Origin of the sequence: Pseudoxanthomonas sp. Soil82 (genome assembly GCF_040446535.1) — a bacterium.
Lineage (GTDB): Bacteria > Pseudomonadota > Gammaproteobacteria > Xanthomonadales > Xanthomonadaceae > Pseudoxanthomonas > Pseudoxanthomonas kaohsiungensis.
Genome location: NZ_JBEAAK010000001.1, coordinates 1,153,783 through 1,174,571, shown reverse-complemented (window position 1 = coordinate 1,174,571; position 20,789 = coordinate 1,153,783). Strand labels below are relative to the sequence as shown.

Genomic DNA, 20,789 nt, shown 5'->3' with positions numbered 1-20,789 from the left:
CAGGTCCAGGCAGCACGTGGAAGGTAGAATCCTAAGCCCTATTCCCCACAGGCCCGGCCCGACGGATGGACATGCCGAACCCCGCATCGCCCGCCCCGCCCCTCCACCGCCTGCGCTGGCTCGCGCCGGCATTGGCCGTGCTGCTTGCCGCCGGCTGCGCCAGCGTGTCCACCACGCCCGCCACCGCTCCCGAACACGCCGCCGCGCTGGCCCAGCTCGAGCAGGGCCAGGCCCGCGACGCGGCGCAGCGGCTGGAAGCGCTCGCGGCCGCGGCCCGGGGCAACGCGCGCAACGCGCTGCTGGCCGACGCCGCATTTGCCTGGCACGAGGCCGGCGACGACGCGAAGGCGCGCAGCCTGGCCGCCCAGGTCGACGTGCGCCGCACCGGTGGCGCCAGCCGGGCCCGCTTCGCCCTGCTGCAGGCCGAACTGGCGGTGGCCGCCAGGCAGCCTGCCGCGGCGACCGCGGCGCTCGCGGGCAGCGACCCGGCCACCCTGCCGGCAGCGCTGCAGGCACGCTGGCACCTCGCGCAGGGCCAGGGCCTGGAGGCCGGTGGCGATATCGCCGCTGCCGCCGGCGCCCGTGCCCGTGCCGATGCCGGACTGCAGGGCGAGGCGCGCGACGGCAACCGGCGCGAGATCGAGCGCCTGCTGTCCTCGCTGGACGATGCCACCCTGGCTGCGCGCGCCGCCGCCCTGCCCGCCGGCGACCCGTTGTACAACTTCGCAGGCCGCGCGCTGGTGCGCCGCGGCCTGCCGCTGCCGCGCCCGTTCGACACCGGCGAGAGCTGGGATTTCTCGCAGCGCGCGCCGGCAGCGGCCGACGGATACCGCCCGCCGCGCAAGCTGGCGGTCCTGCTGCCGTTGTCCGGGCCGATGGCGACCGCGTCCGGTCCGGTCCGCGACGGCCTGCTCGCCGGCTACCACGCCGAGGGCCGGGCGCGTCCGCCGGTCACCTTCTATGACACCACCGGCACGCCGGCCGGCGCGGTGGCGGCCTACGCCAGGGCCGTGGCCGAAGGCAACGATTACGTGGTCGGTCCACTGGGCCGCGACGAAGTCGGCGCGGTGTTCGCCCAGGCCGATGCCCGCGTGCCCAGCCTGGCATTGAACCGCGGCAACGTCGCGCCCCCGCCAGGCCACCTGGCCTTCTCGCTGGCGCCGGAGGACGACGGCATCGCCGCAGCCGACTACCTGCTGGCGCGCGAGCACCGCAAGGTGGTCGTGATCGGCGGCAGCGACGACAACGGCCGCCGCGCGGTGGATGCCTTCCGCGCGCGCCTGGGCGAGCGCGGCGGCAGCGTCGTAGGCGTGGTGAGCGTCGGCGAGCCCGATGCCAGCGGAAATGTCGGCGACGTGTCGGCGCAGCTGGTCCAGGCCGCCGTCGCAGGCGCCGATTCTGTGTTCCTCGCCGTGCGCGGCGCGCAGGCGCGCGCGCTGGCGCCGCAACTGGCGACGGCCGGCTTATCGTCGCGGACCCGGGTGGCAGCATCGCAGCTGCTGTCGGGCACCGGAAAGGCCAGCGAGGACGTGGTGCTGGACGGCATCGTGTTCCCGGGCGAAGCCTGGCCGGCGCGTGGCGTGGCCGGGCTTCCGCCTTACAGCCAGGTTTCCGAGATGCTGCCGACCGCACGCGGCGCGGCGGCGCGCCTGTTCGCTTTCGGCTACGACGCCTGGCTGATCAGCGCCTATCTCGAGCGGCTGGTGACGCGCAGCGACGGCGAACTGGCCGGCGCCACCGGGACGCTGCGCCTGGACGGCTTCGGCAACGTGGTGCGGCAACCGCAGTGGTCGATCTTCAGCGGCGGCGTGCCGGTGCCGCTGGCCGGCAGTGGCCGCTGACACCGGCAGCGACCGGCGCATCCGCGGCGCACGGGCCGAAGCGGCCGCGCGCGCCGAGCTCGAGGCCGCCGGCCTGCGCACGCTGGCGACGAACGTCGGATATCGCGGCGGCGAGCTGGACCTGGTGATGCTCGAGCCCGGGCGCACCGGCGACACGCTGGTGTTCGTCGAGGTGCGCCACCGCCGCGCCAGCTCGTTCGGCGGTGGATTCGCGTCGGTCGACGCGGCCAAGCGCCGCCGCCTGGTCCGGGCGGCGCAGCTGTACCTGGGCAGCCACCCGCGACTGGCGCAGCTGCCGTGCCGCTTCGATGTGGTCGAGTCGGAAGGCGATCCGGCCGCGCCGGCGATCCGCTGGCTGAAGGACGCATTCCGGCTCGACGACCTGTAGGGGCCAATCCTCATCGGCGACCCGGCGTCGGACCTGCGAGGGCGTCACCCGTGCCGACGGCCCCGGGTCGCCGATGAATCGGCTCCTACAAAACCCGGCGCGCCCTGTAGGAGCCCATCTTCATGGGCGACACAGGCATATCGACTCGCGAGGCGCCACGGACACGCCGACCGGCGTCGTGCGAGCGATGAATCCGCCCATCCGCAAAACGGGCATCATGGTCTGGCTGCCGCGGCCACGCCCACGACCTTCCGATGCCCCCATCCCTGCCCGCCCCGCTCGATGCCGCACTGGCCGCCCTGCTCGGCCCCGACAGCTGGCTGACCGGCGAGCAGATGCGCCGAGCGCACGCCGAGGACGACTCGCGCCTGTCGGCGATGCCCGATGCGGTGGCGTTGCCGCGCGACCGCGAGCAGGTCGCGGCGATCGTGCGGGCCTGCCGCGCGCATCGCGTTCCGGTGGTCGCACGCGGTGCGGGCACCGCCACGACCGGCGCGGCGGTGCCGTTCGCCGGCGGCGTGGTGGTGTCCTTCGCGCGCATGGACCGGATCATCGAGATCCGCCCCGGCGACCGCTGCGCGGTGGTCGAACCGGGCGTGCTCAACGGCGACCTGCAGCAGGCGCTGCAACCGCACGGCTTGTTCTGGCCCCCGGATCCCTCCAGCGCCGACCGCTGCACGATCGGCGGCAACCTCGCCTGCAACGCCGGCGGGCCGCGGGCGGTGAAGTACGGCGCCACCCGCGACAACGTGCTCGGCCTGGTCGCGGTCACCGGCGAAGGCGAGATCATCCGCTGCGGCGGTCCGTGGACCAAGAATGCCACCGGCTACGACCTCACCCACCTGCTGGTCGGCAGCGAAGGCACGCTCGCCCTGATCGTGGAGGCGACGCTGAAGCTGGCGCCGCGACCGAAGGCGCAGGCGGGCCTGCGCGCCTTCTACCGCGATGCGGCGGCCGCGGCGGCCGCGGTCGCACGGCTGATGGCGCAGCCGCAGGTGCCGGCGATGCTCGAGTTCATGGATGCCAGCGCGATCGCGCTGCTGCGGCGCAATGGCAGCGACGTCCCCGACGCCGGCGCGATGCTGCTGGTGGAGGCCGATGGCGACGACGACACCCTGTTGCCGGCGCTGCAGGCCCTGGCCGACGCGGCCGAAGGCGACGGACTGGTCGCGCTGGACGTGGCCGTCGACGGCAGCGCACGCGATCGGCTGTGGGCGGCGCGGCGCGCGCTTTCGCCGGCGCTGCGCACGATCGCGCCGGGCAAGATCAACGAGGACGTGGTGGTGCCGGTGTCGCGCATCCCGGACCTGGTGGCGGGCGTCGAGGCGCTGTCGGCGGAGGCGTCGTTGCCGATCGTGGTCTTCGGCCATGCCGGCAATGGCAACCTGCACGTCAACATCATGTACCGCCCCGACGACGCGTCCGAAACCGCGCGCGCGCAGGCCGCGCTGCCCCGGGTGTTCGCACTGGTGCTGTCGCTGGGCGGCACCCTGTCCGGGGAGCATGGCATCGGCGTGGCCAAGCGCGACTGGATGGAACGCGCCTTCGACGCGCCGACCCTGGCGGCGATGCGGGCGATCAAGGCCGCCCTGGATCCGGACGGGATCCTCAACCCCGGCAAGGTGCTGCCGCCGCTGTAGGAGCCCATCCTCATGGGCGACAGGGCGACTCGGGTCGCGAGACGAGGCGGGCACCGACGGGGCATCGGGTCGCCGATGAGGATCGGCTCCTACAATGAGGGCGCAGACGGACGGAGAACGGCGCTGGACACCTCGGCATTCGACGCGATCACGCTGGACCAGCTGCGCGCCGGCGGCGGCCTGAAGTGGCGCGCCTTCCCGGACTGCATCGGCGCCTTCGTCGCCGAGATGGACTTCGGCATCGCGCCGCCGATCCGCGATGCGCTGCACGAGGCGGTGGAGCGCGGCCAGGTCGGCTACCTTTCCGCCGCGCCCTTGCGCGTCATGGCCGAAGCCTGCGCACGCTGGCAGCAGCGGCATCATGGATGGGACGTGCCGGCCGACATGATCCGCGCGGTTCCCGACGTGCTCGGGGCGCTGGAGGTCGCCTGCCGCCATTACCTGCCGGCCGGCGCGATGGTCGCGGTGCCGGTCCCGTGCTACATGCCCTTCCTGCCCCTGCTGGCACTACTCGGCCATCCGGTGGCGCAGGTGCCGATGCTGCGCGGTGAAGGCGACTGGAGCCTCGACGAAACCGCGCTCGACACCGCCTTCGCCGCCGGCGCGCGCATGCTGCTGCTGTGCAATCCGCACAACCCGATCGGCAAGGTCTACGCGCGCGCGGAACTGCAACGCATCGCTACGATCGCCGCGCGCCACGGCGCGCGGGTGTTCGCCGACGAGATCCACGCGCCGCTGGTCTACCCGGGGCATCGCCACGTGCCCTATGCCACCGTCTCGGCCGATGCCGCGCGGCAGGCGATCACCGCCGTCTCCGCTTCCAAGGCCTGGAACCTGGCCGGCCTGAAATGCGCGCAGTTGATATTCACCCGGCCCGACGACCTGCAACGCTGGCGCGAGGTGGGCCATTTCGCCGGCAACAGCACCTCGACCCTCGGGGTCGTGGCCCATACCGCCGCCTGGCGCGACGGCGACGCGTGGCTGGGACCGGTGCTGGGCTACCTGCAGGGCAACCGCGACCTGCTCGGCAGGCTGCTGCGCCAGCGCCTGCCACAGGTCGGCTACATCGAAGCGCAGGGCACGTACCTGGCCTGGCTGGACTGTCGCGCACTTCGGCTCGACGGCGCGCCGCACCTGTTCTTCCGCCGGCACGCCCGGGTCGCGCTGACCGACGGTGCCGAATGCGGCGAGGGCGGCGAAGGCCATGTACGCCTGAACTTCGCGATGCCACGGCCGCTGCTGGTCGAGGCCGTCGAACGCATGGCGGCCGCCGTCGCCGCGTTGTAGGAGCCGATTCATCGGCGACCCGACGCCGCCGGCACAGGCGACGCCCAGGTTCTCCAGACTCCCGGCCCGCCCCTGGATGGGCTCCTGCAGGCAAGCCGCCACGACGGTGGCGGGAGCCGATTTCATCGGCGACACGGGCATCGGGGTGCGTGCGAGCCGCGCGTGCCGACCGGGTCGGGTCGCCGATGAAATCGGCTCCTACAAGCGGGAGGCGCTGCGAAGGAGCAGGTCAGCCGAAATGCACGTATCCGGACTGCGGCGAGCGCCATTGCGTGCCGTCGGCCGCCAGCGCACGCACGCCTTCGCCGGCCACGATGCGACCGATCCGGGTGGCCTCGACGCCGGCCTGTTCCAGCGCCAGGCTGACCGGTTCGCGCAGGTTGGCCGGTGCGGTGAAGCACAGCTCGTAATCGTCGCCGCCGGTGGCCTGGAACGATGTCCGCCGCCCGCCTAAGGCGCGCTGCAGCGCCGACGACGCCGGCAGCCGCTCGACCCATACCTCGGCGCCGACGCCGCTGCGCTCGCAGACGTGGCCCAGGTCGGCCAGCAACCCGTCGGACACGTCGACGCAGGCATGCGCCAGGCCCATCAGCGCGCGGCCCGCGGCAACCCGTGGCCGCGGCCGCCGCAGGCGGTCGCCCAGCCAGGCGGCGGTGGCCGGATCGACCGCCGGCAGCGGCTCGCCGGAGGCCGGCGGCACATGTCCGTCGAGCGCCAGCGACGCCGCCGCGTCGCCCAGCGTGCCGCTGACCCAGACGTCGTCGCCCGGACGGGCGCGGTCGCGCCGCAGCGCCGCGCCGCATTCCACCCAACCCATCGCGGTGACCGCGATCGACAGCGGCCCCCGGGTCGTATCGCCACCCACCAGCGCGATGCCGTGCATCGCGGCCAGTTCCTGGAATCCGTCGACGAAGGCCGATACCCAGCCGGCGTCCTCCCGTGGAAGCGACAGCGACAGCGTGCACCAGGCCGGCCGCGCGCCCATCGACGCCAGGTCGGACAGGTTCACCGCCAGCGCCTTCCAGCCGATGTCGGCCGGTGCCGTGCCGGCCGGGAAGTGCACGCCCTCGTTCAGGGTGTCGGCGGTGACCACCAGTTCGTGGCCGACGGGCATGCGCAGCAGCGCGGCATCGTCGCCGATGCCCAGGACGACGCCTTCGCCGCTTCCGGGCATGGAGCCCGTGCTGGCGGCGGCGCGCGAGCGGATGAGTGCGATGAGGTCGAATTCGGCCATGGCGCCATCTTGCCCGCATTCACCGGACGGGGTGGCGGGCGTCGCCTGCCGCCGTCGGCGGCGGGCCGAACCCGCGCCCCGGAGCGACGACCGCGGCCGCCGCGGGCAGTCTCAGCCGCGGCTGTTGCGCCCGGCCTGCACCTCGACCGCGCGCCAGTCGGCGCTGGCCCGGTCCAGCACGCCGTTGACGTAGGTATGGCCGTGTTCGGAACCGAAGCGCTTGGCGATCTCGATGGCCTCGTTGAGGACCACGCGATAAGGCACGTCGGGACGGTGCAGCAGCTCGTAGGCCGCCAGCCGCAGCACCGCGCGCTCGATCGCGTCGACCTCCTCGACCGTGCGGTCCAGGTGCGGCGCCAGCGCCGCGTCCAGGCCCGCGCGTTCGGCCAGCACGCCGCGGACCAGGTCCTCGAAGTACTCCAGGTCGGCCACTTCGTGCGCCTGCTCGTGGGCGAACTGGGCGATCACCTGCTGGGTCGTGCCGCCGGAGATCTGCCAGGCATAGATGGCCTGCAACGCGCGGCGGCGCGCGCGCCCGCGCAGCACCGGATCGACACCCGTGCGCGGGCGGTAGGGACGGTTCATCGCAGGTGCTCCAGCAGGTTGACCATTTCCAGCGCGGCCAGCGCCGCTTCCTCGCCCTTGTTGCCGTGGCTGCCGCCGGCGCGCGCCTCGGCATCCTCGAACTTCTCCACCGCCAGCACCCCGTTGAGCACCGGCACGCCGGTGTCCAGCGCCACCCGCATCAGGCCCTGCGCGCAGAGGTCGGCGACGTGTTCGTAATGGCGGGTGTCGCCGCGGACCACGCACCCGAGCACGATCAGCGCCCGGTGGGCACCAGCGGTGGCCAGGCGCTGGGCGGCCAGCGGCAGTTCCCAGGCCCCCGGCAGGCGGACCACGTCCACCGCCTCGTCGGGCACGCCGTTCCCGGCCAGGCAGCGGCGGGCGCCGGCGACCAGGGCGTCGGTGATGCGCGCGTTCCAGCGGCTGGCCAGGATCGCGAAGCGGGCGTCGGCCGGCAGGCGCAGGTCGCCTTCGTACAGGGTCATGGGGACGTGGATTCCTCGGGGGTCGGACAGTTTAACGGAGCCGGCCGGAACCCGTAGAGCCGGGCTCTGCCCGGCTGCCCACGCGCGGCGGAGCGACCTCGTAGAGCCGGGCTCTGCCCGGCTGCCCATCCGGCGGAGCGACGTCGTAGAGCCGGGCTCTGCCCGGCTGCCCACGCGTGGCAGAGCGACGTCGCGGAAAGCAGCGGGGCGGAGCCCCGCTCTACAGGGTGACGTACTCGACGACCTCCAGGCCGTAGCCGGCCAGCCCGACCTGCCTGCGCGGGGTGCCCAGCACCCGCAGCCGGCCCAGGCCCAGGTCGGCCAGGATCTGGGCGCCGGCGCCGTTGCGCCGCCACTGGCCGACGTCCTTGGTACTGGTCTTCAGCTCCGGCTGCTTGCGCAGCCGCGCCAGCAGCGCTTCGGCATTGCGCGGCTCGGACAGCACGACCATGACCCCCTGCCCTTCGGCGGCGATCGCCCGCAGGGCATCGGTGGCGTGCACGCCGAAGTCGTCGCGGCGCCAGTGCAGCAGGTCGCTGAGCGGGTTCTCCACCTGCACCCGCACCAGGGTCGGCACGTCCCGCTCGGGGGTGCCGCGGACCAGGGCGAAGTGCAGCTCGTGGGCGATGCGGTCGCGGTAGGTCAGCAGCCGGAACGGGCCGAACTCGGTATCGATCTCGCGCTCGTCGATGCGCTCCACGGTGTGCTCGGTGGCCAGCCGCCAGGCGATCAGCTCGGCGATCGAACCCATCTTCAGGCCGTGCTCGCGCGCGAAGACTTCCAACTCCGGGCGCCGGGCCATGCTGCCGTCGGCGTTCATCACCTCCACCAGCACCCCGGCCGGCTCCAGCCCCGCCAGCATCGGCAGGTCGCTGGCCGCCTCGGTGTGGCCGGCGCGGGTCAGCACCCCGCCGGGCTGGGCGGCCAGGGGAAAGATGTGGCCAGGCTGGCTCAGGTCGGACGGCCTGGCATCCGGACGCACCGCGGTGCGGATCGTGTGCGCCCGGTCGTACGCGGAGATGCCGGTGGTCACGCCCTCGGCCGCCTCGATGCTGACGGTGAAGTTGGTCTGGAACTGCGCGGTATTGGTCTGCACCATCGGCGCCAGGCCCAGCTGCGCGCAGCGCTCGCGGGTCAGCGACAGGCAGACCAGGCCGCGGGCGTGGGTGACCATGAAGTTGATGTCGGCCGGGCGCACCAGCTCGGCGGCCATGATCAGGTCGCCTTCGTTCTCGCGGTCCTCGTCGTCGACGATCACCACCATGCGGCCGGCGCGGATCTCTTCCAGCAGCTCGGGAACGGGTGCGAAGTTCATGCCTGCGCTCCCTCGCCGCCGGCGGCATCGACGGCCGCGCGCGCGCCGAGCAGGCGCTCGACGTAGCGCGCGACCAGGTCGATCTCCAGGTTCACCGCATCGCCCACCGCCGTTTCGGCGAAGCGCGTGTGCGCCACGGTGTGCGGGATCAGCGCGACCTCGAACCCTTCGCCATCGACCGCGTTGACGGTCAGGCTGACCCCGTCCACGCAGATCGAGCCCTTCTTCGCGACGTACTTCAGCAGCGGCGCCGGCGCGGCGAAGCGCCAGCGCTGCGCACGCGCATCGTCATGCACCGACAGCACCCGGCCGATGCCGTCGACATGGCCGCTGACCAGGTGGCCGCCCAGCCGGTCGCTCGGTCGCATCGCCCGTTCCAGGTTCAGCGCGGCGCCTTCGGCCAGCGTGCCGAGCGTGGTCAGGGCCAGGGTCTCGGTGGATGCGTCGGCCTGGAACGAGCCGGCGTCGAACGCGACCACGGTCAGGCAGACGCCGTTCACCGCGATGCTTTCGCCCAGGCGCACGTCTTCCCCGGGCCCGCCCAACCAAGGCAGCGAGCCGGTGGCGAAGGTGAAGCGGACGTCGCCACCGCGCGGCTCGCGCGCGGCCAGGCGGCCGACGCCCTCGATGATTCCGGTGAACATCAGCGCCCCTCCCTGGTGGACAGGGGACTGGGACGGGTGGCATGTAAGGACATTGGCATGTGCGTCTTCCGCTGAAGGGCGAAGACGTCCCGGGACACGCACGCGACGCCCGGCATGGGCCAGGCGGCGGCATCTTCTTTCATCCGGACTCTAGGACGCGGCCAGGGCCACGTCGCAACCGTCGGCTCCGGCATTGGACCGGATCTGCTGACCTCCCGGTCGCGACGGCCTGCAAGGCACCGTGCTCGCGGGAGCGCTCGCGGGCTCGCGCCGCGCCCCTGCTGGATGCCGGGGGAACCGCGCCTACCGCCGGTGGGGAATTCCACCCCGCCCTGAAGACGTTCTGTTGATTGGATCGCCGGCAGGCCGGCGCGGGCATTCTACCGCAGGCGGGGAAACGACTCCGGGCCGCGGCCCGGCGCTGGCTGGAACGGTGCGTCCGGAGGCGTCGCAGGCTTGCCGGTGGCGGGTGGCCGTCTAGTCCGGGATGCGGGGTGTGCAGGCGCCGCTTTTTCGGCGAGCTATCACTCGGAGAGGTGGCGCCCCCTCGCGGAACCGGCGGGGTCGGGTCGCCCATGAGGATGGGCTCCTACACGGGCGGGATTGGTCTGGAGGGCCACTGTAGGAGCCGATTTATCGGCGACCCGAGGCACCCGGGACGGGCCGCGTCCTCGCGGATCCGGCGGCATCGGGTCGCCCATGAGGATGGGCTCCTACACGGGCGGGATTGGTCTGGAGGGCCAGCCGATTTATCGGCGACCCGAGGCACCCGGGACGGGCCGCGTCCTCGCGGATCCGGCGGCATCGGGTCGCCCATGAGGATGGGCTCCTACGGGGTGGCGGGCCGCAGCAGGAGGCGGCGGTCGTCGCCGAGGCGGGCCTCGTCCACCAGGGTGAATGGCAGGCGCTGGGCCATCGCCTCGATGCCCAACCCGGCGAACAGCGGGCGCGCGGTATCGCCCAGCAGCAGCGGCGCCTGGTACAGCAGCACTTCGTCGACCAGGCCGGCACGCAGCAGCGCGCCGCACAACGCAGGGCCGGCCTCGACCTGGACCTCGTTGACGCCGCGTCCGCCGAGCAGGCGCAGCGCCGCCTCCAGGTCGACATGGCCATCGCGCAGCGGCAACCGCGCGTACTCGGCGCCTTCCACCTGCGCCGGCACGACATCGGGGCCGTGCAGGTACAGGGTCGGCGCGGCGCCATCGCGCACCTTCGACTGGCCCAGGCTGCGCAGCCGGGTGTCGACCACCACCCGCAGCGGCGGCACGAACTCGCCGTCACCGCCCAGGCGCACGGTGAGCGCCGGATCGTCGGCCAGCACGGTGTCGGCGCCGGTGAGGATGGCCGCGCTGCGCGCGCGCCAGCGCTGCACGTCGGCGCGCGCGGCCTCGCCGGTGATCCACTTCGATTCGCCGCTGGACAACGCCGTGCGTCCGTCCAGGCTGGCGGCCAGCTTGATCCGCAGCCATGGCCGGCCGCGCTCGATGCGCGAGAGGAAGCCGCGGTTGAGCTCGCGCGCCTGCGTCTCCATCAGGCCGGCGGCCACTTCGATTCCGGCGGCCTGCAGGCGGGCGAAGCCGGCGCCGTCCACGCGCGGGAACGGGTCGCGCATCGCCGCCACGACCCGCGACACGCCCGCGGCGACCAGCGCTTCGGCGCAGGGCGGCGTGCGGCCGTGGTGGGCGCAAGGCTCCAGGGTCACGTACGCGGTTGCGCCGCGCGCACGGTCGCCGGCCGCGCGCAGCGCGAACACCTCCGCGTGCGGCTGGCCGGTGCGCGGATGCCAGCCCTCGCCGACGACTTCGCCGTCGCGCACGATCACGCAGCCGACCATCGGGTTGGGGCGGGCGGTGTACAGGCCGCGCGCGGCCAGCGCCAGCGCATGCGCCATCCCCTGCTGGTCGGCAGGATCGAACCGGCTCACCGCTCCAGCCCTGCGCAGTCCACCGCCATCACCTGCACCTGCAGCGGACCGAGCACCACCGTGGCATGGTCGCGCCAGCCCAGCCTGCGGTACCAGTCCGCCACGGTCCCGGTGCAGTACAGGTACAGCCGGGCCACGCCGAGCGCGGCGGCCTCGGCCACGCAGCGCGCGACCAACGCGGCGCCCACGCCCTGCCCGCGCGCCTGTGGCCGCACGTACAGGCTGGCCAGCCACGGCGAGTACTGGCGGATGTGTTCGTGGTCTTCCTGCAGCAGGCTCACCGAGCCGAGCCAGTCGCCCTGCCCGTCCAGCGCCAGCAGGGTCGAGGGAATCGCGCAGGCGCGGGTGTGGCTGCGCAGTTCGTCGGCCGCCTGGGCGAGCGTCCAGTCCGGCAGCAGCGCGCCGAACGCCTCGACGTGGGCGGCGGCCAGGGCGTCCACGTGCCAGGGGTGGTCGCGCAGCCAGGCGATGCGCATGGCTGCGCTCAGCGCTTCTTCTGCCGGTCGGCGTGCTTGTCGATGGACACGACCTCGCCGCCCTGCAATAGCGGCAGCTGGCCGCTGCCCGGCGGCAGGTCGCGCTCGAGCTTCTCGATCTCCTCGCGGAAATCGGCCACGTCCTCGAAGCTGCGGTAGACCGAGGCGAAGCGCACGTAACCGACGTGGTCCAGCTTGCGCAGCTCGTCCATGACGAACTCGCCGATCCGGCGCGAATTGAGCTCGCGCTCACCGCTCATGCGAACCGCATGCACCACCGCGCGCACCGCCGCCTCGATCTGCTCCTCGGCCACCGGCCGCTTCTGCAGCGCGCGGTCGAAGCCCACGCGCAGCTTGCGCGCGTCGAAGGCCTCGCGCCGGCCGTCGTTCTTGATGATCGCCGGCAGCTTGAGCTCGACCGTCTCCAGGGTGCTGAAGCGCTCGCCGCATGCCTCGCATTCGCGGCGCCGCCGGATGGTGGCGCCGTCCTCGGACACGCGCGAGTCGATCACGCGGGTGTCGGTGTGCTGGCAGTACGGGCAGTGCATGGACTAGGCGGTCAGCCGTAGACCGGGTACTTGGCGCACTGGGCGGTGACCTTCGCGCGCACCGCCGCGATGACCGACTCGTCGGCCGGCGCGTCGAGCACGTCGGCGATCCAGTGGGCCAGGTCCACGCAGTCCTGCTCGGTGTAGCCGCGGGTGGTCACCGCCGGGGTGCCAAGGCGCAGGCCCGAGGTCACGAACGGCGAGCGCGGGTCGTTGGGCACCGAGTTCTTGTTGACGGTGATGTGGGCCTTGCCCAGCGCGGCCTCCGCGTCCTTGCCGGACACGTCCTTGCCGATCATGTCGACCAGCATCAGGTGGTTCTGGGTGCCGCCGGAGACGATCCGGTAGCCGCGCGCGACCAGCGTCTGCGCCATCGCCTGCGCGTTCTTCACCACCTGCTGCTGGTAGGCCTTGAACTCCGGCTCCAACGCCTCCTTGAACGCCACCGCCTTGGCCGCGATGACGTGCATCAGCGGGCCACCCTGGATGCCGGGGAACACGATCGACTGCAGCTTCTTGACCAGGTCCTCGCTGGCGCCCTGGGCCAGGATGATGCCGCCGCGCGGGCCGCGCAGGGTCTTGTGCGTGGTCGAGGTGACCACGTGCGCGTGCGGCAGCGGATTCGGGTAGACGCCGGCGGCGACCAGGCCGGCCACGTGGGCCATGTCCACGAAGAAGATCGCCCCGACCTTGTCGGCGATGGCGCGGAAACGCGCCCAGTCGATCTGCTGCGAGTAGGCCGAGAAGCCGGCCACCACCATCTTCGGCTTGTGCTCCACGGCCAGGCGCTCGACTTCGTCGTAGTCGATCAGGCCCTGGTCGTTGACCCCGTACTGGACGGCGTTGAACAGCTTGCCCGACGCGTTCACCTTGGCGCCGTGGGTGAGGTGGCCGCCGTGGGCCAGCGACATGCCGAGGATGGTGTCGCCGGGCTGCAGCAGGGCGAAATAGACGGCCTGGTTGGCCTGCGAGCCCGAATGCGGCTGCACGTTGGCATAGTCCGCGCCGAACAGCTGCTTGACGCGGTCGATCGCCAGCTGCTCGGCGATGTCCACGTACTCGCAACCGCCGTAGTAGCGCTTGTGCGGGTAGCCCTCGGCGTACTTGTTGGTCAGCACGCTGCCCTGGGCCTCCAGCACGCGCGGGCTGGCGTAGTTCTCGCTGGCGATCAGCTCGACGTGGTCTTCCTGGCGGCGCGCCTCGCTGGCGATGGCCGCGGCCAGTTCAGGGTCGTAACCTTCGATACGGGCATCGCGCGGGAACATCGGGGCTCCAGGGTATGGGAATCGGGGGGTGGGGCCGCCAATTGTAGCCCTTCGGGCCGCGCCGGGCCCGCCGGACCAGGGCCCGCCCGGGCCTGGCGATTTGGCGCCCCGCCCCCATATCCGGGATAATCGCCTCCTTCCCGTCCTTCCCCGCGTGGCCCGTATACCGGCGGCCGCGCCGCCTGTCTGCGGAGCCAGCACCCCCATGTCGCAATACATCTACACCATGAACCGCGTGTCCAAGGTGGTCCCGCCCAAGCGGCAGATCATCAAGGACATCTCGCTGAGCTTCTTCCCGGGCGCCAAGATCGGACTCCTGGGCCTGAACGGCGCCGGCAAGTCCACCGTGCTCAGGATCATGGCCGGCGTGGACAACGACTTCGAGGGCGAGGCCCGCCCGCAGCCCGGCATCAAGGTCGGCTACCTGGAGCAGGAGCCGCGCCTGAACCCGGAGCACACCGTGCGCGAAGCGGTCGAGGAAGGCGTGGGCGAGGTGCTGCAGGCCCAGGCGGCGCTGGAGAAGGTCTACGCCGCTTATGCCGAGGACGGCGCCGACTTCGACGCCCTGGCCAAGGAACAGGAGCGCCTGGAGGCGATCCTGGCCAGCGGCGACGCCAGCACCCTGGAGCAGCAGCTGGAAATCGCCGCCGACGCGCTGCGCCTGCCGCCGTGGGATGCGGTGGTCGGCAAGCTGTCCGGCGGCGAGAAGCGCCGCGTCGCGCTGTGCCGCCTGCTGCTGCAGAAGCCGGACATGCTCCTGCTCGACGAACCGACCAACCACCTGGACGCCGAATCGGTGGAGTGGCTGGAGCAGTTCCTGGCCCGCTACACCGGCACCGTGGTCGCGGTCACCCACGACCGCTACTTCCTCGACAACGCCGCCGAGTGGATCCTGGAACTGGACCGCGGCCGCGGCATCCCGTGGAAGGGCAACTACACCGAGTGGCTGCAGCAGAAGGAAGAGCGCCTCAAGCAGGAAGAGAACCAGGAGAAGGCGCGGCAGAAGGCCATCGCCAAGGAACTGGAGTGGGCGCGCCAGAACGCCAAGGGCGGCCGTTCCAAGGGCAAGGCCCGCCTGGCGCGCCTGGACGAGCTGCAGTCGGTCGACTACCAGAAGCGCAACGAGACCAACGAGATCTTCATCCCGCCGGGCGAGCGCCTGGGCAACAAGGTCATCGAGTTCAAGAACGTCTCCAAGAAGTTCGGCGACCGCCTGCTGATCGACGACCTGAGCTTCTCGGTGCCGCCGGGCGCGATCGTGGGCATCATCGGCCCCAACGGCGCCGGCAAGTCGACCCTGTTCCGGATGATCACCGGCCAGGAGAAACCCGATTCGGGCAGCATCGACATCGGCCCGACCGTCAACCTGGCCTACGTCGACCAGAGCCGCGACAAGCTCGAAGGCAACCACAACGTGTTCCAGGAAGTCTCGGGCGGCCTGGACATCCTCAACATCAACGGCATCGAGATCCAGTCGCGCGCCTACATCGGACGCTTCAACTTCAAGGGCCAGGACCAGCAGAAGCTGGTCGGCACGCTGTCGGGCGGCGAGCGCGGCCGCCTGCACATGGCCAAGACCCTGCTGCAGGGCGGCAACGTGCTGCTGCTGGACGAACCGTCCAACGACCTGGACATCGAAACCCTGCGTGCGCTGGAGGACGCGTTGCTCGAGTTCCCGGGCAACACCTTCGTGATCTCGCACGACCGCTGGTTCCTGGACCGCATCGCCACCCACATCCTCGCCTTCGAGGGCGACTCGCACGTGGAGTTCTTCCAGGGTAACTACCGCGAGTACGAGGAGGACAAGAAGCGCCGCCTCGGCGACGACGCGGGCCCGCACCGGCTGCGGTTCAAGGCGCTGAAGTAGGCTTCAAGCGCCTTAATGTTCAGCACGACGCCCGCCGCAAGGCGGGCGTTTCGTTTTCTCGCGATCAGTCGCGCCAGCAACGATCAGCACACCATTGGCGCCTGTCCTCAGCCGGCCATCACCCTGACCAGCAACGCTACTACCAGGGCTACGGTGACCAAACCGCCGGCAAGCATGAAGGCCCCGAAACCCACCATCGCCCGCAATGCGGATTTCCAGCGCGGATAGCCGCTAAAGAACTGGACCAGCGAGAAGACGCCGTACCCCATCCCCACCCACATGACCAAGCTCTGCACGTACGGGAACCAGCGTTGCAGTGGAAGCGCGATGATCCAGAGGACGAACGCTTGCACGGTTAGGAATGCGGTGATCACCAGCCATTCCGGATAGTTCAACCTGCCGACGCGACCGAATGCCATCCGGAACGCCGCCGCCTCGACCGGCAGCAGCAACAAGGTAAACGCCGCGAAGTTCCGATCCATCAGATCTCCAACCGCGGCGAACGCTGCCTGCATCGCCGCAGGGTCCAGCGAGCTCCCGCCGCCTGCTTCGGCGGCCTGGAAATCGACCTGCGGCAACGATGCATCGATCACGCCGCCGCCCAGGATGTACCTGCTGAGGAATACCACCACCGCGGCCATGACCATCAACAGGAACAGGGGCTTGGCCTGGCGGGCCCGCCGGCCTTCGAGGTAATCCCGCATCAGGCGGCCGGGCCGCAGCATCAGCTCCCTGAGCGAGTACAGGATGCCGCGATCCATGTGCAGCACGGTGTGCTCGAACTCGTGCATTAGGTAATGCCAGTCGATGCGGGGCGCCGGCGTGGGCTGGCCGCAGGCCGGACAGAACTTCTGCTCCACGCCGTCGATGGCGCGCCCGCAGTTGGCACATTCCCTTGCTTCCGACATCGCCGTCCCCCTGACCGCAGCGCAGGGCATCATAGGGCGACGCCGCGGCGGCGCTCAATACCGCCGGCTCCGCGCGGGCAAGGTTGCGACGCCGGCGCCCCGCACCCGCGCGGCTACGCCAGCACGTCGATGAAGGTGTTGATCGACAGGCGCCCGGTGAGCGGGTCGGGCGGCGGCACGTTGGCGTTGTCGATCGTGGCCGAGTGCAGCGAGTTGCGCCGGTACACCAGCATGCGGTTGTAGACGCCATCGACCTTGTCGACGCGCTCGAACAGCGGGGTGTCTTCCCCGATATAGCCGGGACCCGGCGCGTCGGCGCCGCCGCTCTCCTCCTGCAGGCGGGTGAAGTACGGCAGCTCGCGCGCCTCGTCCACGTACTCGTAGCCGGTGCTTCGGTGGCGGTAGAACGCGGTTCCGCCCCAGCCCTGCCGGAACAGGTAGTGGACCGTGGCCAGGCCACGGCCGGTGGCCGAATCGATGTGCGGGATCCGCTGCAGGAACGCCAGCTTCTGCGGCGGCTGGGTCACCAGCGAGTAATGGCACATCGGGAACGACAGCCGCGCCTGTTGCGGCAGCCCGAAGACCTCGGCCATCAGCGGCCGGATCAGCCGCTCCAGGAACGCCTCGTACGACAGCGGCGCACGCACCCGGATCCCGGGGAACATCGCGCCCTGCGGCGCGAACTGCGAGCGCGCGGCCTTGCGCACCAGCCGATCGGGGTCGGCCACCAGCTGGTCGACCACCAGCAGCGGCGCACCCTCGGCGCCGATCCGCCGCACCTGGAGGCGCAGTTCGGGGTGCGGCTGGATCAGCATCCGCGCATCACCGGGCCAGACCTCCGTCGAGGCCCGCGATCTTGCCGGTCACCCGCTCATGCTGCCGGGCGCGCGCGTACATCTGCTCCCAGGCCGAGGGCGGCGCCTTGCAGTAGCTGTCGATGAACTGCTCCTGGCTGGGCATGGCCGCCACAGCGGCATCGATCGGCTTGCGCACGCTCTCGAGCAGGCGCTTGAGATCGGCGTCCGACAGCGCGCGGGTCAGCGGATGGTGGGTGCGGGGCACCACGCCCTGGCCGAGCATGCAGTGGGTCCAGGAGTCGAGGCGGAACAGTTCGTCCTCCCCCTGCCACGCGTAGCCGGTCTCGCGGAACACCTGGATGCGCTCTGCCAGGCCCGGTGGCAGTTCCATTTCGCGGCACTGTTTCCACAGCGGCTCGTCGCGCTGGTTGAGGTGGTAGTGCATCACGACGAAGTCGCGGACGTGCTCCAGCTCCTGGCGGCTGACCTGGTTGAAGCGGTCCACCGCCGCCTGGCTGATGCCCTCGGAGGGGAAGAACTGCACCAGGCGGGTGACCGCGCTCAGGGTCAGGTGGATGCTGGTGGACTCCAGAGGCTCGATGAAGCCGCTCGCCAGCCCGAGCGCGATCACGTTCTTGTTCCAGGCCTTGCGCCGTCGCCCGGTGCGGAACGGGATGATCCACGGGTCGCGCAGCGGCTTCGACGGGTTCTCGGCGAGCAGTTTGGCCGTCGCCTCATCGTCGGACATGTGCGCATCGGAAAACACGATGCCGCACCCGATCCGGTGCTGGAGCGAGATCTTCCAGTGCCAGCCGGCCTCGTGCGCGATCGCGCGCGTGTACGGCACCGCCGGTCCGTCGGCTTCGGTCTGCAGCGCCACCGCGCGGTTGCTCGGCAGCCAGTGGTTCCAGTCTTCGTAACCGGTGTGCAGCGCCTGCTCGCTCAGCAACGCGCGCGCGCCGGTGCAGTCGATGAACAGGTCGCCTTCGATGACCTGCCCGTCCTCCAGCACCAGTGCCTGCACGAAGCCGCTGTCCGGATGCTGGCGTACCTGGGCGATCTTGCCCTCGATGCGCTTGAGCCCGCGGCCCTCGCATTGGACGCGCATGAACGCCGCATACAGCCCGGCGTCGAAGTGGTAGGCGTAGCTCACGTCGCCACGGTTCATCGCCGTGGCCGCCTTGGTCCAGCGCATCGACCACTGCTGGGCATTCTGGCCGGTATCGAACAGGGCGAAGCGGTCATGGCGCGCGGCCACGGTCTCCAGGCAGTAGTCGCCCAGTTCGCTCTTCATGCCGCGGCGCAGGCTTTCCAGCCAGAACTGGTGGAAATCGCACGACCAGGTATTCACGCCGGTGGTGCCGAACGGATGGATGTAGCGCGTGCCCGGCCGGATCCAGTTCTCGAACGAGATCGCCAGCTTGAAACTGCCGGCGACCGAGCTGAGGAACTCGCGCTCGTCGATCTGCAGCAGCCGGTGGAACGTGCGGATGGTCGGGATCGTGGACTCGCCCACGCCGACGGTGCCGACCTGCTCGGACTCCACCAGGGTGATGTCGAGCAGGTCGCGGAACTGGTGCGTCAGCGCGCACGCGGCCACCCAGCCGGCGGTGCCGCCGCCGGCGATCACGACCTTGCGAATCCGGTTGTTCTCCAAGACGCACTCCCCATTTTCTCTGTCGAACCCGCCGCGGCAGCCGCGGCGGACCTGGCGGCGCGTGCGACATCCACGCGCCCTGTGATCCGAAGGCCCCGGCGCGCCGCGCCTCGACCCTCAGCGATTGAGCTTGCCGATCAGCAAGGCGCGCATCCTGCGCGCCATGGTCTCGTCGAACGGCCCGAGCATGTCGCGCGCCTGCTCCGGCAGGTGCGCGCCGGCGCGGTCGGCCGGACCGAACACGTAGTAGTCGAACACCTCCCGCCAGGCCAGTTTCTCCCGCTCGGGCCGGTCGCGGATCGCCCACAGCGCGTGGTACAGCGCGTGCATCGGCGTGGGGATCCAGGCCGGCATGCTGGCCCACCAGTAGTTGACCAGCACGGTGAACGGATCCAGCCCCTGCACGTGGTGCCACCACATGCTCGGGATGAAGATCGCGTCGCCCGGTTCGAGCACGACCGTGCGCGCCGTCTCCAGGGCCTGGCGGAAGCGCGGGTAGCGCTCGAAGTCGGGCGCGGTGAAGTCGACCACGCTGACCGCCTGCCCGCCCGGGGTGGGCTCCAGCGGACCCGGGTACAGGTTGCCGATCTGGTCCGGCGGGAACACCGTGAACCGCCGCCGCCCCACCGTGCAGCAGGCGATGTTGTTGGGTGCGTCGTAGTGGCAGGAGGCGGTGACCCGGTTGCCGATCCAGATCGCCGGCGGCGCGTCGACCCCGTGCGCGGCGAAGTCCAGGTCGTTGCCGGCGCGCAGCCCGGGCAGGCAGCTGTCCACCAGCAGCGAGGCCACGTAGTAGGTGGGCGGGTGCGGATCGTCCAGGTACGAGGCCAGCTCGTCGAGCACCTGGTCCAGCCCGCCCCGCCGCACCTCGCAGTTCAGCGCGGTGAATCCTTCGTTGTAGAACGGGCGCCCGGCGGTGGCCGGTTCGCCCCAGGAGTAATGGACGGGGCGGCCGTTGTAGTGCTCGCGCAGCTGCGCCATCGCCACCTGTGGCGACTCCAGGCCGGCCCGCACCAGGCTCCAGTCCCGGACCAGGCCCCTGAGCACGGTGGGTTCGGCTTCCTGCAGCAGCGATTCGAGCGGCAGTGCATCGGGCGTGCAGCCCTCGAGGACGCGAACGCTGGCGAGCCCCTCGAACATCGCTCAGGCCGCCCTGCCCTGTCCGCCGGCGTCCTGCTCGCGCAGGCGGCGCTGCTTCTCGGCGATGAGCCTGCGCATGTTGTACAGCGAGGCCAGCACCAGGTAGGCACCCTCGAGCCAGCCGGCGCGGTGCAGCTCGTGCAGCGAGGCGGCATCCAGCCCGGCGAGGCGCTCGCGGTCGATGCCGTACAGGCCGGTCAGGTTCACGCCGTGGTTGTCGTCGAAGCGGACGTCGAGGGTCATCGGCTGGATCAGCTCCAGCGCCTGGAAGGAGGCGAACATGGCCTTGCCGGCCTGGACGCCGTCGTTGATGCCGCGCAGCACCGTGATGATGTGCTCGAGGTAGGGACTGTTGCCGCCCTGCGCCAGGAACACCGGCTCGCCCTGCCCGGTGATCACGCGCGGGTGGTCCAGGTCGACGTGGATCACCGGCTCGTTGCGCACCTGGCCGTCGACCTGCTGCTCCTGGAAGCCGATCAGGAAGGGGCCGCGGGCGACCGCGCCCGGCAGGTACGCGGCATTCCAGCCGCCACCCTGCAGGAACAGGTTCTCGTGGTGGTCGAAGCCCAGCAGCGCTGCCGCCTGGAACTCGCCGCCGGAATCCTTGCGGAAGAAGATCGGGTACTCGCGCTGGAGCTCGGCGAACTCGGTCGGGAAGGCCTGGACCATGCCGAGGTTGTCGCCGAATTCGGTGCCGAAGCGGGTGGAGACGCGAAGGTCCTTGTGGGTGATGTTGTTGAGCAGTTCGTAGCGGGCCATTTCGGCTCCAAGGGGGTCCGGATCCGGCGCGGGTCGCGCCGGGCGCCGTG

Annotated in this window: 19 protein-coding genes; 5 read left to right on the top strand and 14 right to left on the bottom strand. The window is 71.3% G+C overall.

The features are described 5' to 3' along the window. Positions 1 to 71: 71 nt before the first annotated feature. From ABKA19_RS05295 to ABKA19_RS05280, 4 genes are all read left to right on the top strand, one after another. Positions 72 to 1,841 carry a penicillin-binding protein activator gene (locus ABKA19_RS05295; RefSeq protein ID WP_353687973.1) on the top strand — a complete coding sequence of 590 codons (1,770 nt, stop codon included), beginning with the start codon at positions 72 to 74 and terminating at the stop codon, positions 1,839 to 1,841. Next, positions 1,831 to 2,229: a YraN family protein gene (locus ABKA19_RS05290; protein WP_353687972.1), complete on the top strand. Its 399-nt coding sequence runs from the start codon at positions 1,831 to 1,833 to the stop codon at positions 2,227 to 2,229. The genes ABKA19_RS05295 and ABKA19_RS05290 overlap by 11 nt, the downstream gene beginning before the upstream one ends. A 254-nt stretch (positions 2,230 to 2,483) precedes the next feature. Next, positions 2,484 to 3,869 (top strand): FAD-binding oxidoreductase, encoded by a 1,386-nt coding sequence (locus ABKA19_RS05285; protein ID WP_353687971.1) that lies wholly within the window; start codon positions 2,484 to 2,486, stop codon positions 3,867 to 3,869. 75 nt (positions 3,870 to 3,944) lie between these two features. After that, positions 3,945 to 5,156, top strand: coding sequence for a MalY/PatB family protein (locus ABKA19_RS05280; protein ID WP_353687970.1), 1,212 nt, complete (start codon positions 3,945 to 3,947; stop codon positions 5,154 to 5,156). 229 nt (positions 5,157 to 5,385) lie between these two features. Here ABKA19_RS05280 and thiL read toward each other — a convergent pair whose 3' ends face one another. The 9 genes from thiL to glyA form a co-directional block, all read right to left on the bottom strand. Further along, positions 5,386 to 6,390 carry a thiamine-phosphate kinase gene (thiL, locus tag ABKA19_RS05275; protein WP_353687969.1) on the bottom strand — a complete coding sequence of 335 codons (1,005 nt, stop codon included), beginning with the start codon at positions 6,388 to 6,390 and terminating at the stop codon, positions 5,386 to 5,388. Between the two features lie 111 nt (positions 6,391 to 6,501). Further along, positions 6,502 to 6,975 (bottom strand): transcription antitermination factor NusB, encoded by a 474-nt coding sequence (nusB, locus tag ABKA19_RS05270; RefSeq protein WP_162376215.1) that lies wholly within the window; start codon positions 6,973 to 6,975, stop codon positions 6,502 to 6,504. Then, a complete protein-coding gene (ribH, locus tag ABKA19_RS05265; protein WP_162376216.1) occupies positions 6,972 to 7,439 on the bottom strand; it encodes a 6,7-dimethyl-8-ribityllumazine synthase in 468 nt (155 codons plus the stop codon). The genes nusB and ribH overlap by 4 nt, the downstream gene beginning before the upstream one ends. A gap of 220 nt (positions 7,440 to 7,659) precedes the next feature. Next, the gene (ribB, locus tag ABKA19_RS05260; RefSeq protein WP_353687968.1) at positions 7,660 to 8,754 is read right to left on the bottom strand and encodes a 3,4-dihydroxy-2-butanone-4-phosphate synthase; all 1,095 of its coding nucleotides are present in this window, start codon (positions 8,752 to 8,754) and stop codon (positions 7,660 to 7,662) included. Continuing rightward, positions 8,751 to 9,398 carry a riboflavin synthase gene (locus ABKA19_RS05255; protein WP_353687967.1) on the bottom strand — a complete coding sequence of 216 codons (648 nt, stop codon included), beginning with the start codon at positions 9,396 to 9,398 and terminating at the stop codon, positions 8,751 to 8,753. The genes ribB and ABKA19_RS05255 overlap by 4 nt, the downstream gene beginning before the upstream one ends. A gap of 829 nt (positions 9,399 to 10,227) precedes the next feature. Next, a complete protein-coding gene (ribD, locus tag ABKA19_RS05250; RefSeq protein ID WP_353688054.1) occupies positions 10,228 to 11,289 on the bottom strand; it encodes a bifunctional diaminohydroxyphosphoribosylaminopyrimidine deaminase/5-amino-6-(5-phosphoribosylamino)uracil reductase RibD in 1,062 nt (353 codons plus the stop codon). Positions 11,290 to 11,318: 29 nt separating this feature from the next. Then, complete coding sequence (locus ABKA19_RS05245; RefSeq protein ID WP_353687966.1) at positions 11,319 to 11,798, bottom strand: GNAT family N-acetyltransferase; 480 nt, start codon at positions 11,796 to 11,798, stop codon at positions 11,319 to 11,321. An 8-nt stretch (positions 11,799 to 11,806) separates the two neighbouring features. Continuing rightward, complete coding sequence (nrdR, locus tag ABKA19_RS05240; protein WP_162376221.1) at positions 11,807 to 12,346, bottom strand: transcriptional regulator NrdR; 540 nt, start codon at positions 12,344 to 12,346, stop codon at positions 11,807 to 11,809. A gap of 11 nt (positions 12,347 to 12,357) precedes the next feature. Continuing rightward, positions 12,358 to 13,611, bottom strand: a complete 1,254-nt coding sequence (glyA, locus tag ABKA19_RS05235; protein WP_353687965.1) for a serine hydroxymethyltransferase — start codon at positions 13,609 to 13,611, stop codon at positions 12,358 to 12,360. 205 nt (positions 13,612 to 13,816) lie between these two features. Here glyA and ettA point away from each other — a divergent pair, with 205 nt between their 5' ends. After that, positions 13,817 to 15,478: an energy-dependent translational throttle protein EttA gene (ettA, locus tag ABKA19_RS05230; protein ID WP_353687964.1), complete on the top strand. Its 1,662-nt coding sequence runs from the start codon at positions 13,817 to 13,819 to the stop codon at positions 15,476 to 15,478. A 107-nt stretch (positions 15,479 to 15,585) separates the two neighbouring features. On the opposite strand, the gene ABKA19_RS05225 is transcribed toward ettA, so the two are convergent. From ABKA19_RS05225 to ABKA19_RS05205, 5 genes are all read right to left on the bottom strand, one after another. Beyond that, positions 15,586 to 16,386 (bottom strand): DUF3667 domain-containing protein, encoded by an 801-nt coding sequence (locus ABKA19_RS05225; RefSeq protein WP_353687963.1) that lies wholly within the window; start codon positions 16,384 to 16,386, stop codon positions 15,586 to 15,588. A gap of 113 nt (positions 16,387 to 16,499) precedes the next feature. Then, positions 16,500 to 17,201 (bottom strand): DUF6445 family protein, encoded by a 702-nt coding sequence (locus ABKA19_RS05220; RefSeq protein WP_353687962.1) that lies wholly within the window; start codon positions 17,199 to 17,201, stop codon positions 16,500 to 16,502. Between the two features lie 7 nt (positions 17,202 to 17,208). After that, on the bottom strand, positions 17,209 to 18,840 hold the full coding sequence (locus ABKA19_RS05215; RefSeq protein WP_353687961.1) for a tryptophan halogenase family protein: 1,632 nt from the start codon (positions 18,838 to 18,840) through the stop codon (positions 17,209 to 17,211). Between the two features lie 117 nt (positions 18,841 to 18,957). Further along, entirely contained in the window at positions 18,958 to 19,980 is a 1,023-nt protein-coding gene (locus ABKA19_RS05210) for a cupin-like domain-containing protein (RefSeq protein ID WP_353687960.1), read from the bottom strand. 3 nt (positions 19,981 to 19,983) lie between these two features. Next, positions 19,984 to 20,739, bottom strand: coding sequence for a SapC family protein (locus ABKA19_RS05205; RefSeq protein WP_353687959.1), 756 nt, complete (start codon positions 20,737 to 20,739; stop codon positions 19,984 to 19,986). Positions 20,740 to 20,789 lie beyond the last annotated feature (50 nt).

Bases quoted from the DNA above. Each gene is read 5' to 3' on its own strand.
- ABKA19_RS05295 (WP_353687973.1), top strand. From the start codon at position 72: ATGCCGAACCCCGCATCGCCCGCCCCGCCCCTCCACCGCCTGCGCTGG.
- ABKA19_RS05285 (WP_353687971.1), top strand. From the start codon at position 2,484: ATGCCCCCATCCCTGCCCGCCCCGCTCGATGCCGCACTGGCCGCCCTG.
- ABKA19_RS05280 (WP_353687970.1), top strand. From the start codon at position 3,945: ATGAGGATCGGCTCCTACAATGAGGGCGCAGACGGACGGAGAACGGCG.
- thiL (WP_353687969.1), bottom strand. From the start codon at position 6,390: ATGGCCGAATTCGACCTCATCGCACTCATCCGCTCGCGCGCCGCCGCC.
- nusB (WP_162376215.1), bottom strand. From the start codon at position 6,975: ATGAACCGTCCCTACCGCCCGCGCACGGGTGTCGATCCGGTGCTGCGC.
- ribH (WP_162376216.1), bottom strand. From the start codon at position 7,439: ATGACCCTGTACGAAGGCGACCTGCGCCTGCCGGCCGACGCCCGCTTC.
- ribB (WP_353687968.1), bottom strand. From the start codon at position 8,754: ATGAACTTCGCACCCGTTCCCGAGCTGCTGGAAGAGATCCGCGCCGGC.
- ABKA19_RS05255 (WP_353687967.1), bottom strand. From the start codon at position 9,398: ATGTTCACCGGAATCATCGAGGGCGTCGGCCGCCTGGCCGCGCGCGAG.
- ribD (WP_353688054.1), bottom strand. From the start codon at position 11,289: ATGGCGCATGCGCTGGCGCTGGCCGCGCGCGGCCTGTACACCGCCCGC.
- ABKA19_RS05245 (WP_353687966.1), bottom strand. From the start codon at position 11,798: ATGCGCATCGCCTGGCTGCGCGACCACCCCTGGCACGTGGACGCCCTG.
- nrdR (WP_162376221.1), bottom strand. From the start codon at position 12,346: ATGCACTGCCCGTACTGCCAGCACACCGACACCCGCGTGATCGACTCG.
- glyA (WP_353687965.1), bottom strand. From the start codon at position 13,611: ATGTTCCCGCGCGATGCCCGTATCGAAGGTTACGACCCTGAACTGGCC.
- ettA (WP_353687964.1), top strand. From the start codon at position 13,817: ATGTCGCAATACATCTACACCATGAACCGCGTGTCCAAGGTGGTCCCG.
- ABKA19_RS05225 (WP_353687963.1), bottom strand. From the start codon at position 16,386: ATGTCGGAAGCAAGGGAATGTGCCAACTGCGGGCGCGCCATCGACGGC.
- ABKA19_RS05220 (WP_353687962.1), bottom strand. From the start codon at position 17,201: ATGCTGATCCAGCCGCACCCCGAACTGCGCCTCCAGGTGCGGCGGATC.
- ABKA19_RS05210 (WP_353687960.1), bottom strand. From the start codon at position 19,980: ATGTTCGAGGGGCTCGCCAGCGTTCGCGTCCTCGAGGGCTGCACGCCC.
- ABKA19_RS05205 (WP_353687959.1), bottom strand. From the start codon at position 20,739: ATGGCCCGCTACGAACTGCTCAACAACATCACCCACAAGGACCTTCGC.